This is a genomic window from Paenibacillus kyungheensis (assembly GCF_028606985.1).
Lineage (GTDB): Bacteria > Bacillota > Bacilli > Paenibacillales > Paenibacillaceae > Saccharibacillus > Saccharibacillus kyungheensis.
This window is the reverse complement of sequence record NZ_CP117416.1, coordinates 3,935,094-3,949,739: the sequence shown is the minus strand read 5'-3', so window position 1 is coordinate 3,949,739 and position 14,646 is coordinate 3,935,094. Positions and strand designations below refer to the sequence as shown.

The window sequence follows — 14,646 nt, the reverse complement described above, 5'->3', positions numbered from 1 at the left end:
GTTCAAATTTCCTGTTTTATAACCGATAATGGAATCAAGAGCATTTTCGATGCTTATTTTTTGTTTCGTTTATTAAGGTGAAGCAGGGATAAACCAGTCGAATTACATAAAAAAACCTGTATGCACACGAAATCTAAAACGGCGGTGAAGATTATGGGGTTATTGCAGAAAAAAGGCAAAACAAAAAGCAAAATAACACTTCCAGACATCAAGAAGCTTGAAAAAGAGCAAAAAAAGCAACTCAAACGTGAACGTACAGGTTTATCGAAAAAGGCGAAAGAAACAGCTCAGAAAAAATGGTTTACACAACAAAAGAAAACGGATACAACCGATTCTTCTTTTCCCTCTCCTACCGTCAAAACGGCGCGTACATTTCCGAAGTGGGCGCAAATTCCTAAAAAAATGACTTTTTCCACAAACAAAGACAATCCATCCAATGATCCATCTGTACCTGCTCAGCGCTGGCGTGGCTTACATCCAGCTAAATCGGTAGGGATTAAATTATTCCTTATCTTTTTTATCGCCATTATGTTGCTTGTTGTATCATTAGGCACATTCTCGTATTTAACTGCCAAAAGTATTATTAAAGAAAATGCAGCAGTTGGTAATGAACAAACGATTATTCAAACAGGTGAAAAATTAGATGTTATTTTGGGACAATTGGTTAATTCATCGACTCAAATCTTTTTTGATCCTAATATGCAAGAAGAGTTAATCAACTTATCCAAACCCGGTATAGATGATTTTGATAAATTCCAAGCTGTTAATGCGATTACCAGTAATCTACAAAATCAATTAAATTCATTAGATGCGATTGATTCGATCTATATCGTACCTATGAACAAAAATGTAAATGTAGTCGGAGCCGGTGTACAAATTCCAGCAGCCGAGGATGTGCGTAATACAGCCTGGTACAAAGAATTAGAAAGTGGCAATGGTGTAATGCAATGGGTTCCTACTATGGAGATGCAAGGCACTGTCAAAAACTTTTTATTTGCACGAGCTGTGCGTACGACGAATTCTTCCGATTCATTTGTATTCGTGATTAGTGCTAATAGTAAGTTGATTGAAGATCAGATTGCTAATGTGAATATGGGTACAGGTGGTCGTGTTGATCTTATTGGTGGGGCTACGAATACAGTGATTGCATCGACGAATAGTACAGACATTTCCAAGCCATCGAACTATAGTTTTTTACCTCAATTGACAGAGAAAAGCGGTCGAGTTGAAAATAGTGATGGTCAATCGCCTATTCTAATCGCTTATAGTACACTTCAAAATTCAGATTGGAAATTGGTAGGAACTGTACCGATTAATGAATTGGTATCTAGTGCCAAACCTATTTTGAATATGACATTAATTTTTGCAGTGATTGACGCTGTATTTGCTGTATTGATCGGTATCTTTATTATTCGTATTATTGCGAAGCCATTACAAAATCTACAACAATTGATGCGCAAAGGTGCACAAGGTAAATTGAATGTGCGTACGACTCATAAGTCTGAAGATGAGATTGGACAACTGGGTGCCGCTTTTAATGAAATGATGGAAAATATTACGAACCTTGTAAAACAGACCAATCAATCGGCTCAAGAAGTACTGGGTACTGCAACAATATTGAGTAATGCGTCTAAGCAGACCGCTACATCAGCGAAAGAAATAGCAGTAGCAACAGAAGAAATTGCAAATGGTGCAGGTAGCCTAGCGTTAGAAGCAGAACGAGGTACAGAACTTGCTGATGGCATTATGGGTCAAATGAACAAAGTGATCAGTGCTAATAATGAAATGGGTGCTTCTGCGCATGATGTAGAACAAGCAAGTGAGACAGGTGTACAGCATATGGAGAAATTGCTAACCCGTACACAAACGACAGAAGATATGATTCGTTCGTTAGGTGCTCGTATTGACTCATTGCAACAAAGTACTTCATCTGTACAACAAGTACTTGATGTCATGCAGAATATTACGAAACAAACCAATATTTTATCACTCAATGCAACGATTGAAGCCGCTCGTGCTGGAGCTGCTGGTAAAGGATTTATGGTGGTTGCTGATGAAGTACGCAAACTAGCAGAACAATCGCGCGAATCTATTCTTATGGTTGGTAAAATCACAACTAATATTCAGCAAGAAATGGAAGAAACGATTAAAGTTCTGAATAACGCGTATCCGTTATTCAAGCAACAAACTGAAGCAGTTAAAGACACAACAACTATTTTCGAATCAGTACAAGGTCAGATGTCTGCTTTTGTAACGAAGTTAAACTCTGTAACAGCTTCGATCAATGATCTGAGTCAAGTACAGAATACGATGTCTGAAGCGATGAGTAATGTGAGTGCGGTAGCGGAACAATCTTCTGCCACTTCACAAGAAGTAGCTTCACTGAGCAATGAACAACACAATGTTAGTGGGCAGCTTGTTCAACTATCCGGTCAATTGGAAAATGTATCGCTTGATCTGAAAGAAACTATTTCTCGCTTTACAGTAGATGAAGAAGAGACTCATTCTTCTGAGGTATCTTCAGATTCTCCAGAGGATGTTGTTGAGGAACAGACTGCACAAGTAGAAGAATCTGATTCTTCTACACCTGTTGATATCGACCAATCGCAAACAGCGGAAAATGATACACCATTAAATAACGAGTCAGACAAAAGAACGTAATACAGATATACTTGCTTATGTGAGTACAGATGTATCTATCACGTCATTATTTTATCTACAGCTATGTATAAGAAAAGCCGAAAGACCTTTTTATATAAAGGTTTTTCGGCTTTTTGCTATCTATACCATATCATTATCACCATTTACACTCACCAAGTCTGCTAAACTAACAGCTATTGTACAGGCGGCGGAGGGACATCTTCGGTAATCGGTTCAAATTCTTCTTTTGGAAGTCGAATCCAGCGTTGTAGATATCCTTGTAACCATAATTCTTTTAACAAAATAATTAAAATAGGTGATAATACCAATCCAACCACACCAAAAATCGATAATGAGATAATCATTGCAGACAACATCAAGTAAGCAGAAGAAATACCAATCGAATTACCAGTGATTTTGGGTTCAAGCAATTGACGGGTTAACATCACCACGACCAGTAAAACGATCAATCCGATAGCAAGCCCTGTCTCACCAACTACAAAAAGATACACAATCCATGGAATAAAAATGACGGGAATACCGAGTAATGGCAAAATATCAAATGCTGCACTGAGTAACGAGATTGAAAAAGCATTATTCACTCCTAAAATCAGCAATCCTATGTACACCAATACAAAAGTGATCATCACCATTATCAATTGTGCTTTCAGATAAGCTCCAATCGCATAGAAAACATGTTCTTTCAAAAAGAAATAAGCTTTTTTGAGCGTATTCGGTGTGCGTTCGGTAGCGACGCGTCGCCAAAGATTAATTTCAGCACTCAAAAAGAAAGCTAAAATAATACCTACAGCAAAGTTAGCGATAAATGTAGAAAATGAACTAAGCCAGCCTAATACATAATTAAAAGCTGTTTTGCCCCAGATCGCTAAATTCCCTGTAAAGATAGCAAAATATTCATTGATTCGCTGTGTAACATTATCTGGTAATGTATTTAACTCTTGATGCATTAGTGTAGTCAGTCTTGTAAAATGACCTTGCACAATTCTAGCGTATTCAGGTAAGTTATCAGCAATCTGAGCAGATTGAGAAATAAAGATTAATCCTGCTCCAAATAAAGCGCCAAGTAGAAATAATACAAACGTAAGAACTGCTATCGCTGAACAGACCATTTTGGGCAATCCACGACGATTTAAAAACATAGCAAAAGGTTCGATTAAAGCAAAAATAATAAAAGATAAAAAGATAGGCGCTGCAATATGATAAAGCTTGCTAGCAAGCAATAATACTAGATATACCGTCAAAATGACAATCCCGATATCAAAAGCAGTACGCCAATATTTTTTGTATAAAGGAAGCATAAGCAGACTAAATCTCCTTTTCTAACAGAGTATACAAGCATTTTATAAGTGGATTTCATCTACGTCAACAGAAAAAGGAACTGCCCCTGAGGACAGTTCCTTTTGAGTGGTGCATCATTTTCTATCGAATAATAGAAAGGAGAGAAGACTATATTTTCATAACTCCGCCCATACTTGCATTCGTTACAAGTTTGGAATAACGAGCTAGATATCCTGTTTTTACTTTAGGTTCAAATTCAACCCAACCTTTACGACGTTCAGCAAATTCTTCTTCACTGATATGAAGTTCGATTTTGCGTTCGTTCAGATCCAGTTCAATAATATCTCCGTCATTAACGAAAGCGATAGGGCCGCCTTCAGCGGCTTCTGGAGAAATATGACCGATACTGATACCACGAGAAGCTCCTGAGAAGCGTCCATCAGTGATTAGACCGACTTTGGCACCAAGACCCATACCTACGATTTGAGAAGTAGGAGCAAGCATCTCCGGCATACCAGGGCCACCTTTAGGACCTTCATAACGGATAACAACGACATGACCTTCTTTAACATGACCGTTAGCAATACCGTATAGAGCATCATCTTGTGAATCGAAGCAGATAGCAGGACCTTTATGGTATCCGCCAACAGAAGGATCAACTGCTCCAACTTTGATAATTGCACCTTGAGGAGCCAGATTACCGAACAATACGGCTAGACCGCCACGCTCAGAGTGAGGATTATCAATTTTGTGGATAACTTCTGTATTTTGAATCTCTTGACCTTCTACATTTTCACGAATTGTTTTACCTGTAACTGTAATACAATCTGGATGTAGAGCGCCTGGTTTTTTAAGCAATTCATTCAATACAGCACTTACGCCACCTGCCAAGTGCACATCTTCGATATGCCAGTCAGAAGCTGGAGCTAATTTTGCTAAGTGAGGTACGCGGTTAGCGACTTCATTGATACGTTCGATCGGATAATCGATACCTGCTTCTTGAGCAAGTGCCAATGTATGAAGAACTGTATTTGTAGAACCACCCATCGCCATATCCAAAGCAAAAGCATTATCCAAAGCTTCTTTTGTTACGATATCACGAGGTTTAAGGTCTAATTTGATCAATTCCATTAATTGTGTCGCTGATTTACGAACAAAATCACGACGATCTTCAGAGACTGCAAGGATAGTTCCATTACCTGGCAAAGCAATACCCATTGCTTCTGCTAGACAGTTCATGGAGTTCGCTGTGAACATTCCTGAACAAGATCCACAAGTTGGACAACCAAATTGTTCTAATTCAAGTAGACTTGCATCATCAATCTTACCAGCTTGATAAGCACCTACACCTTCAAATACAGATGTTAGGGAAATCGAGCGACCATTTTTGTCTTTACCAGCTTTCATCGGTCCACCGCTAACAAACATCGTAGGGATGTTTACGCGAAGAGCACCCATCATCATACCTGGTGTGATTTTGTCACAGTTTGGAATACAAACCATGCCATCAAACCAGTGAGCTGCAACAACAGTTTCAAGTGAATCTGCAATAATCTCACGACTTGGTAACGAATAACGCATACCAATGTGTCCCATTGCGATACCATCATCTACGCCGATGGTGTTAAATTCAAACGGAACGCCGCCTGCTTCACGGATCGCTTCTTTAACGATTTTACCGAACTCTTGCAAATGTACATGACCGGGTACGATATCAATATAAGAGTTACATACCGCGATAAACGGTTTACCAAAATCTTCTTCTTTAACGCCAGCGGCACGAAGTAAGCTACGATGTGGTGCACGATCGAACCCTTTTTTGATCATATCGGAACGCATTTTTTTGCCCTTGTTGACTACCATGGTGTCGATTTCCCCCCAAATATATAATAGTAAGCTTTTAAGCTTTAGCGCGTTGTAACGCCAAAGGTAAAAGCTAAAAAAGTCTTGCATAATGTAGTATACAGATACGAATTACGCGGAAGTTTTCTATAGAGTCTATCATATGTGTTAGCTTTTTTCTAGCGAATATATATTAAATCTGTAGTAAAACAAAATAAAATGCAAAAGAAATGCGAAAAAAAAGCAGACATTCCACCATTAATGGAAAAGTCTGCTTTTTATGGTATTAACGACTGCCGCCTTTTTTACCTATTTCTCTATAAAAGTCTTTGTCGTGAGATTCGGAAGTAGCTTCGCCACCTTTTTTACCAATTTCTTGATAAAATTCTTTGTCATGAGACTCAGAAGTAGCTTCCCCGCCTTTTTTGCCGATCTGTTGATAAAATTGTTTGTTATGTTTTTTGGAGGTTGCCTGGCCACCCATACGACCTGCTTCTTCACGACTCATTTTGCCGTTGTTGTTATTCTGTGCCATCACCAAATCACTCCTTATTCATATAAGTGTAAGCATGGAACGCCATGTATACTTATCCGTTACTTACCCGTCTCATTTATAGTGAAACGAAAAATAAGGAATGAGTTGGAAAAAAATATAAGATTAAGCTATAAAATCATCCTTATTTTCCCTGTTATAGACCGTTATTATTTTTGAAATAAAGTATGTCTTTGAACATAATGAATCATAGAGTAGAACGGCTGAGGAATAGAAGGTTCCACCAATTTTGAAGTCCAGTATTTGACCTGCGGTTGAGCTAATACTACAGCCACCAGTACAGCAAAGATCAACAGGATTATGATTTCTACAGGTGTATTCAGATGATGTAAGATTCCTGTCGTTTCGATAGCTCTGACTAAAAGACCATGTAACAAAAACACATATAATGTTCGTCTACCTAATTCAGTTATATAATGAGCATACAGAGGCACAATAGCTAGAAAACCAATCGAAGCGATACATTGAAGAATGTACATACACATCCGATAGAAAAGTCCATCACCTGCACTTACACCTAATTGCACAAAAGTCTGATTTCCATAAAACCATCCGATCGAAAGCGGAAGATTCATATAAAACACTACGCTTAATAAAGCAAAAGAAAAAATGGCTATCCAGTGTCGGTAACTATAGAAGAAACTCATCATTTTATCTACATTCATATGATAGCCTACAATAAAGAAAGGAAAATAAATCAACGTTCGTGATAAAGCAAGCCACACACCGTCTACAGGAAGTAATCCTACACCTAATCCAAGTGCTAGAGAGATCATAAGTTGTTGCTTGAATGTAAAAGTGCGTAGCGAAATGAGCAACAAACGCCATACGATATGACCTGCCAAAAACCATAGCAACAAGTAAGGAGCAAAAAAAGAATGAGTAATATGAGGAACACGAAAAATAGTATAATCGAGTAGAGAATAGATACTTTGAAATAATACATATTGAAGAGCAATATGACGTAATACTTTGCTACCTGCGGGTCCCTGTAGATTGAAGCGAGCAAAATAACCGGTTACCAATACAAACAAAGGCATATGAAATGAAAAAATCCATAAAAAGATAGTATGTGCCCAGACAGACTGCTGAATAAGTGGCTCTAATAAATTGCCTGCCACTACACATACAATTAACAAAAATCGTATATTTAAAAAATACGTTTCTCCTATAGTATTCAACGTAGAGGTATGGGTTTTTATTGACGAATTCATCTGTTGTTCCTCCTAAATATATATGATCTATCCAGTCGCCATAGTGACCTTACATAGAGTGTGTTCAATGGTATTTATAATTTACTTTAAAAATAAAACAAAAAACTTTTTAATATTGTGATTTAATTCACAATTGAAAACGGTATCTATCGTTAAAATTGTGTATATATGATGAAGCTATGTCATTGACAACAAAGAAAGCGGTTGCGACAATGGTAAATATGACCAGCTACATATTACGCATGATATTTGATGCACTCAGGAGGCTTAACAATGAACAATCAGCATACTTACCCGGAAGTGGTCACTTTCGGTGAGTCTATGGGGTTGATGACTGCGAATGACTCTCGTGGTCTGGAGTACGCTGCCAATCTACACAAATCATTTGGCGGTGCTGAAAGTAATCTAGCGATTGGTATTGCTCGCTTAGGGCATACAGTCGGTTGGTTCGGTCGTCTTGGCGCTGATCCGTTAGGGCGTATGATCCAAAAAGCAATTCGTGGTGAAGGCGTAGATGTGTCTCGCTCAATGCTAGCAGAAGGAGAACAGACAGGGTTGATGTTACGAGAAAATGTATCCGGTCATGCTTCGGTTCATTATTATCGCAAACATTCAGCAGCTAGTCGGATGACTCCAGATGATCTGGACGCAGAGTATATCAGCCAAGCTAAAATATTACATGTTACAGGAATCACAGCAGCTATTAGTGAATCCGGGCTGGCAACTGTAGAGAAAGCGATAGAGATCGCTAGACGTGCAGGTGTCAAAGTCTGTTTTGATCCCAATTTGCGTCTCAAATTATGGAGTATCGAACAAGCGCGTCCTGTATTATTGCGTTTAGCCGAGCAATGTGATTATTTTTTACCAGGTTTGGATGAACTGAGTTTATTGTATGAAACTGAAGATGAAACACAGATTTTTGAACGTCTGAATGCATTATCAGCAGTCTGTATTGTCAAAGGCGGACCTAATTTGACCTATGTGTTGGATCAAGGGCAGAAGTTAGAAGTGCCGTATTTCAAAGCAGAACGTGTATTAGATACTGTAGGAGCAGGAGATGGATTCTGCGCTGGATTTATTGTTGGATTGTTACGCGGGTATGAAGTGATTGAAGCTGTACGTCTGGGTAATCTAAATGGTTCTATGGTGATTCAAGCTGTAGGCGATTGGGAAGCATTACCGACTCATGAGCAGGTAGAAGCGAAGCTGAACAACAAAGTTCATATCGAACGCTAAATTTACAAACTAAAGGAGCATATACCGATGAAAAAATTACAACTAATTCAAAAAATAGTCGATAACGGCGTTGTAGCTGTGCTACGTGGAGATTCAGCAGATCAAGTGTTTACCATGGCAGAACAAGCCATTGCTGGTGGAATCAAAATTATTGAGATTACAATGACAGTGCCTGGTGCATTAAAAGCCATCGAAAAATTAAGTCGCATGTATAGCTGGAAAGCAGATGCGTCAGAAAACTTTGCGATTATCGGAGCAGGAACAGTACTAGAACCACAGACAGCACGCGCTGCAATTATGGCAGGAGCAGAATTTGTTGTTGGGCCTTCATTGAATCCTGAAACGGTCAAAATCTGCAACTTATATCGTGTGCCTGTATTACCAGGGGTGACTACGCTTGAAGGCATCCAACATGCGCTTGAACTTGGTGTCGATATCGTCAAATTATTCCCGGGCAACCTGTATGATCCATCTATTATCAAAACGTTAAAAGGACCGATGCCTCAAGCCAATATTATGCCTACCGGTGGTGTATCCTTAGCTAATCTAGGAGAATGGGTCAAAGCAGGAGCTGTCGCTGTAGGAATCGGTTCAGATCTAACGACAGAAGCACTCAAAACAGGTGATTACAGTCTGGTACGCCAAAAAGCAGAACAATATATGGAAGCTTTCTATCAGGCTAAGCAGCAATAAAGGTTTAGTCTTCATAAAAAATGCAGACGTGTGCATAAATGATAGACTATTTAAAAATAAACAATGATTCCCTAACATGATATAATCACATAAGAAGCAGCCTGTTGTCCTGCGAAGGAAACGGGCTGTTGCTTTATATAGCGCTAGGATGAATGTGGAAGGGGACTCACAGATTTATGTTTAGAAAGAATCGTAATCAATTTGGAAGTTATGGTAGTACACGTAAGCGCAGTCGAGCTGGAAAGATCGGTAAAATTCTACTCGTTATTCTTATTGTGCTTATTCTTGCAGCAGGAGCGGCGGCATGGTATGTATTTACCCCGTATACGCCAACAAGTCAGGCTGAGCAAGCTTTAGTCTCTGGAACTGACAAGATTGCAGTGCAAGATACAGAAGAATGGATATCATTTAGCAATGCCAAACCTAAAGGAAATAGCATTATTTTTTATCCGGGTGCAAGAGTCAAGCCAGAAGCGTATAGCGTGTTCGCTCATGATCTAGCTAAAAGTGGGCATACGGTATACATTATGAAATTGCCGTTTAATTTTGCTTTTTTCAAAACCGATGCAGCGCAAGCTGTGATTGATCGCCATCCTGATGAAAAATTTGTTATTGGTGGTCATTCATTAGGTGGCGTTTTTGCAGCTCGTTATGCAGCAGCGCATCTGGATCATATAGCCGGTGTATTTTTCCTAGCTTCTTATCCAGAGCAAAAAGGAAATTTGCAAAAAACAGATATCCCTGTACTATCAATTACTGCTTCTAACGATGGATTGCTCAAAAAAGATACGTATGAAGCGGCACGTGCTTTTTTACCGCAACAAACGGTTTATTATAGTATTGAAGGTGGTAATCATGCTCAATTCGGTAGCTACGGAGAGCAAAAAGATGATCTTCCTGCTCAAATTGATGCAGACGAGCAACGTAAGCAGACGGTAAACACTATTCTTGGCTGGATGAAAGAAATTCCGACCACTTCAAAATCTGCCACCAAAAAGTAAGGATTTCGATAAAACGTTCTAGATACCTGTAGCTAAAGGGGTAAATGTCAATGGTACGTTTGCAAATTGGAACACAACAAGTGGATTGCGATGCTCTTTTATTTGATAAAGATGGCACATTGCTTGATTTTATGCAGTTATGGGGATCATGGGCTGAACGTATGTTGACCCAGATCGAGAATCATTTGCAAGCAAGTGGTCATACTTTTACAGGAGATCGAGAGCATGTATTTGGTACTCGCTATAATCAGGAAGGTCATCTGATCGATTATGACCGTTGTGGCCCGCTCGCGATGGCTTCTGTCGAAGAATCTACCGCGATACTAGCATGGCAGTTATATGCTACAGGTACACCATGGGATCAAGCGATAGCTCAGATTCGTCGATTCAGTGATATTGCTATAGAACATATTGAAAAGGAACATCCGGTGCAACCATTGCCCGGACTGCTTCCATTTCTAGAACAATGTCGCGCAGTACAGCTTCCACTTGCAGTGATTACCGCAGATTGGACTTCTGAAGCGGTAAAGCATCTTCGTTGGAGTGGGTTGGAAAGTTATTTTGAACATATTATCGGCAGTGATCAAGTACAACAAAGCAAGCCAGCACCTGATCTGGTCTATACAGCTTGTGAACGTTTGGGTATTTCACCGACTCAGACAGTAATGATCGGCGATAGTAATGCAGATATGCAGATGGGGCAGAATGCGGGTGTGCCTTGTTGTATTGGTATCAGTTCCTCTGAACAATCAGCTCATACCGAATTGCCAGATGCTCATATCATTATTACGCATTATGATCAGCTTAGTATAATCAAGTAATAAATCATGATAATAAGATAGATAAAAGGAAGCAGAGAGGAGCATACAATAATGGATAACATAGAACAATTAACAGAATGGATACAACAATCCAAAAAAATTGTTTTTTTCGGTGGAGCAGGAACATCGACAGAAAGTGGTATCCCGGATTTTCGCTCGGCACAAGGATTATATAGTGAAAATGGCAAAAGAGGATATTCGCCTGAAGAAATGTTAAGCCGTTCTTTTTTTGAAAAAGAAACAGAGTTATTTTTTGAATTTTATCGCAGTAAATTAATCCATCCACAAGCTAAGCCTAATCCGGTACATCATGTATTAGCTTTGTTAGAAAAGCAAGGCAAATTATTATCTATTATTACACAAAATATAGACGGTCTGCACCAGATGGCAGGTAATCAAAAAGTGTTGGAATTACATGGTTCTATTCATCGTAATTACTGCACAACATGTAAGCGACAATATACATTAGAAGATGTTTTGGCTCAATCAGGAGTGCCACGTTGTCCTATTGATCAAGGAGTGATCAGACCGGATGTTGTATTATACGGAGAATCATTGGATCAAGCTGTATTAGAGCAGACAGTGGCGGTATTATCTCAAGCGGATTTATTGTTGATTGGGGGGACTTCGCTAACTGTGTATCCAGCAGCAGGATTGGTTTCTTATTTCCGTGGTCAACATACAGTATTACTGAATGCTTCACCGACAGGTCATGATCGTCATGCTGATTTATTGATTACCGATCCAATGGGCAGTGTGATGGAGCAAGTACAACAGCGCCTCTAATATAAGTTTAGCGAAATGAATTTATTTGCATAATGGTAACGCTTACGCTATGATTTGGAAGATGTGAATATATCTATTTTGCTTGAAGAAGGGTAGGGGTTATTGTGGTCTATGTAGCTTCAGAAAAGCGTTATGAAGAGATGAAATACAATCGTAGCGGTCGTTCGGGATTAAAATTACCAGCGATTTCGTTAGGATTGTGGCATAATTTTGGCGGAATTAACGTCTATGAGAACAGTCGTGAAATGATCACACGTTCTTTTGATATAGGAATTACGCATTTTGATCTAGCGAATAACTACGGCCCTCCTGCTGGTTCGGCAGAAGAAACATTTGGACAAGTATTGAAGCAAGATCTTGCGGCTTATCGAGATGAGATGATTATTTCGACCAAAGCCGGTTATTATATGTGGCCAGGCCCTTATGGAGAATGGGGTTCTCGCAAAAACTTATTATCCAGTCTAGATCAGAGTCTTAAACGGATGAAACTAGATTATGTTGATATTTTCTACTCTCATCGTTTTGATCCAGAGACTCCTTTAGAAGAAACGATGATGGCATTAGATTATGCTGTACGTTCGGGTAAAGCTTTGTATGCAGGAATCTCTAGTTATTCCGCAGAACAGACACGAGAAGCGGCTTCTATCTTAAAACAATTAGGTACACCATTAACTATTCATCAGCCTAATTATTCTATGGTTAATCGTTGGATCGAAGATGGTTTGCAAGATGTGCTGGAAGAAACAGGTACAGGAAGTATTGCGTTCTGTCCACTAGCACAAGGATTGTTAACGAGCAAATATCTGAACGGTGTACCTGAAGATTCACGAGCAGCCGGTTCGTCTGTCTTTTTAAGTGAAGATTCGATTACACCGGAAAGTATTCGCAAAGCACAAGCTCTTAACGAAGTAGCTTCGGAGCGTGGGCAAAGTCTAGCTCAATTAGCATTAGCATGGGCATTACGTGGAGGCAAATTAACGTCTGCTCTTATCGGTGCAAGTCGTGTTTCTCAGATTGAAGAAAATGTAGCTGCACTAAACAATCTTGATTTTACTCAAGCTGAATTGGATCGTATCGATTCGATTTTGCAAGCAGACGAAAATAAGTAATGTATAGTAGGAATTTGAATAATATAATTATTTTTCATTTTTAAGTTAAAAAGGCTTTAGAACGTGGTTACGTTCCAAAGCCTTTTTGCTGTACAGTCTTTACCCCTTTGTGTAGAACCATGATAGCTAATACAATCAGTATAATTCCCAACCAAGCAGGAGCAGCATGACCGAGTAAAATATACAATTGACCTCCAATAAGTGGACCGATCATTCTAGCCAAAGCTTGGATCGATTGACTTCCTCCTTGAATTCTCCCTTGTTCACTTGCATCGACAGATTTGGAAAGCATTCCGTTAAATGCAGGTCCGAAAATAGAATCACCACAGCCAAATACAAACAGCCCTGCGATAAAAAGAGGATAATATGTGAATCCAATTGATAATGCAATCAGTCCATAACCAATAATTTCGGCGATCATACCAAATGTAACGATTTGTTGATCAGTGTATTTTTTCAACAGTTGGGGCATAATCAGACCTTGAGAAATAATATCTTGAATACCAAGTATCGAAAACATCAGTCCGATCAATACAGGTTTCCACTGAAATGTATCTATCGTTAATTGAGAGAAGATCGCTTGCAAAGATCCATTTGGAATCCAGAGTAAAAAAGCAGATATCAATAATCGACTCAAGTATTTCGTCGAAAGCAGACTAGCAAGTTGAGAAAAAGGATTTAACTTTTGTAGCGTGATCTCTGGTTGTCGATGTTGCTGTGCAAGACTTTCTGGCATAAAAAAGAATCCATACAACATATTTAACAACGTGATAACAGCTCCAAAGTATAAAGGGAATGCATAATCAAATTTAGCGAGTAATCCGCCTAATGTAGGGCCGATGATAGTCGCTACACCTACAATCGCACCTAACCATCCAAAATATTTGGTTCGTTGTTGTGAAGGTATAATGTCTGCAAAGTAAGCAAAGATTGTACTGATACTTCCCCCTGTGATTCCTTCAATTATACGCCCTACAAACAGTACCCATAACGCACCACCAATACCAAAAATCAAATATCCGATAGCTGAACCGAAAAGACATAATAACAGAATAGGACGACGACCGTATTTATCACTTAACGCTCCAAGTACAGGCGCAGCCAGAAACACACAAAGAGCATATACAGACATCAACAGTGTTACCATAATCGCTTGTTCTGATGAAGAATGGACATACGGTTGAACTAAAAAAGGCACGACAGGCGTTATAATACTGAATCCAAGTCCGCACAGAAATACAGAAATCAGTCCAAAGCGTAAAGCATGTTTATTTACAGATGGTTCGATAGGTTGTGCATGATGAGATGTAGCCAATAGTCATCTCTCCTTATGATTTTATATTGATTCCTAGGAAACAAATTTATAATATTATTATTTTGTTTCCTTGTCAACAAAAATAAATATAGAAAAAAGACAACTTGCTCTTGAGAAAGAGTCGTTGTCTCGGATAG

11 protein-coding genes and 1 pseudogene are annotated in these 14,646 nt (G+C 39.0%); 7 read left to right on the top strand and 5 right to left on the bottom strand.

Annotated elements, in window-relative coordinates; translation table 11 throughout:
• Positions 1 to 153 precede the first annotated feature (153 nt).
• On the top strand, positions 154 to 2,661 hold the full coding sequence (locus tag PQ456_RS16845) for a methyl-accepting chemotaxis protein (RefSeq protein ID WP_273613334.1): 2,508 nt from the start codon (positions 154 to 156) through the stop codon (positions 2,659 to 2,661).
• A gap of 173 nt (positions 2,662 to 2,834) precedes the next feature.
• Here the strand turns inward: PQ456_RS16845 and PQ456_RS16840 are convergent, their stop codons facing one another.
• From PQ456_RS16840 to PQ456_RS16825, 4 genes and pseudogenes are all read right to left on the bottom strand, one after another.
• Complete coding sequence (locus tag PQ456_RS16840; RefSeq protein WP_273613333.1) at positions 2,835 to 3,959, bottom strand: AI-2E family transporter; 1,125 nt, start codon at positions 3,957 to 3,959, stop codon at positions 2,835 to 2,837.
• Positions 3,960 to 4,107: 148 nt separating this feature from the next.
• On the bottom strand, positions 4,108 to 5,778 hold the full coding sequence (gene ilvD / locus PQ456_RS16835; protein WP_273616345.1) for a dihydroxy-acid dehydratase: 1,671 nt from the start codon (positions 5,776 to 5,778) through the stop codon (positions 4,108 to 4,110).
• A 298-nt stretch (positions 5,779 to 6,076) separates the two neighbouring features.
• A pseudogene (locus tag PQ456_RS16830) lies at positions 6,077 to 6,316 on the bottom strand (KGG domain-containing protein); the annotation flags it as partial.
• Between the two features lie 167 nt (positions 6,317 to 6,483).
• Positions 6,484 to 7,548, bottom strand: a complete 1,065-nt coding sequence (locus PQ456_RS16825) for an acyltransferase family protein (protein ID WP_273613332.1) — start codon at positions 7,546 to 7,548, stop codon at positions 6,484 to 6,486.
• Positions 7,549 to 7,821: 273 nt separating this feature from the next.
• Between PQ456_RS16825 and PQ456_RS16820 the strand changes: the two genes are divergently transcribed.
• The 6 genes from PQ456_RS16820 (at position 7,822) to mgrA (ending at position 13,194) form a co-directional block, all read left to right on the top strand.
• The gene (locus PQ456_RS16820; RefSeq protein WP_273613331.1) at positions 7,822 to 8,784 is read left to right on the top strand and encodes a sugar kinase; all 963 of its coding nucleotides are present in this window, start codon (positions 7,822 to 7,824) and stop codon (positions 8,782 to 8,784) included.
• 27 nt (positions 8,785 to 8,811) lie between these two features.
• Entirely contained in the window at positions 8,812 to 9,477 is a 666-nt protein-coding gene (locus PQ456_RS16815; protein ID WP_273613330.1) for a bifunctional 2-keto-4-hydroxyglutarate aldolase/2-keto-3-deoxy-6-phosphogluconate aldolase, read from the top strand.
• A 176-nt stretch (positions 9,478 to 9,653) separates the two neighbouring features.
• A complete protein-coding gene (locus tag PQ456_RS16810; RefSeq protein ID WP_273613329.1) occupies positions 9,654 to 10,478 on the top strand; it encodes an alpha/beta fold hydrolase in 825 nt (274 codons plus the stop codon).
• A 50-nt stretch (positions 10,479 to 10,528) separates the two neighbouring features.
• Positions 10,529 to 11,299 carry an HAD family hydrolase gene (locus tag PQ456_RS16805; protein ID WP_273613328.1) on the top strand — a complete coding sequence of 257 codons (771 nt, stop codon included), beginning with the start codon at positions 10,529 to 10,531 and terminating at the stop codon, positions 11,297 to 11,299.
• A 51-nt stretch (positions 11,300 to 11,350) separates the two neighbouring features.
• A complete protein-coding gene (locus tag PQ456_RS16800; RefSeq protein WP_273613327.1) occupies positions 11,351 to 12,085 on the top strand; it encodes an NAD-dependent protein deacylase in 735 nt (244 codons plus the stop codon).
• Between the two features lie 104 nt (positions 12,086 to 12,189).
• A complete protein-coding gene (gene mgrA / locus PQ456_RS16795; protein ID WP_273613326.1) occupies positions 12,190 to 13,194 on the top strand; it encodes an L-glyceraldehyde 3-phosphate reductase in 1,005 nt (334 codons plus the stop codon).
• Positions 13,195 to 13,261: 67 nt separating this feature from the next.
• Here mgrA and PQ456_RS16790 read toward each other — a convergent pair whose 3' ends face one another.
• The gene (locus tag PQ456_RS16790; protein WP_273613325.1) at positions 13,262 to 14,509 is read right to left on the bottom strand and encodes an MFS transporter; all 1,248 of its coding nucleotides are present in this window, start codon (positions 14,507 to 14,509) and stop codon (positions 13,262 to 13,264) included.
• Between the last annotated feature and the right edge of the window lie 137 nt (positions 14,510 to 14,646).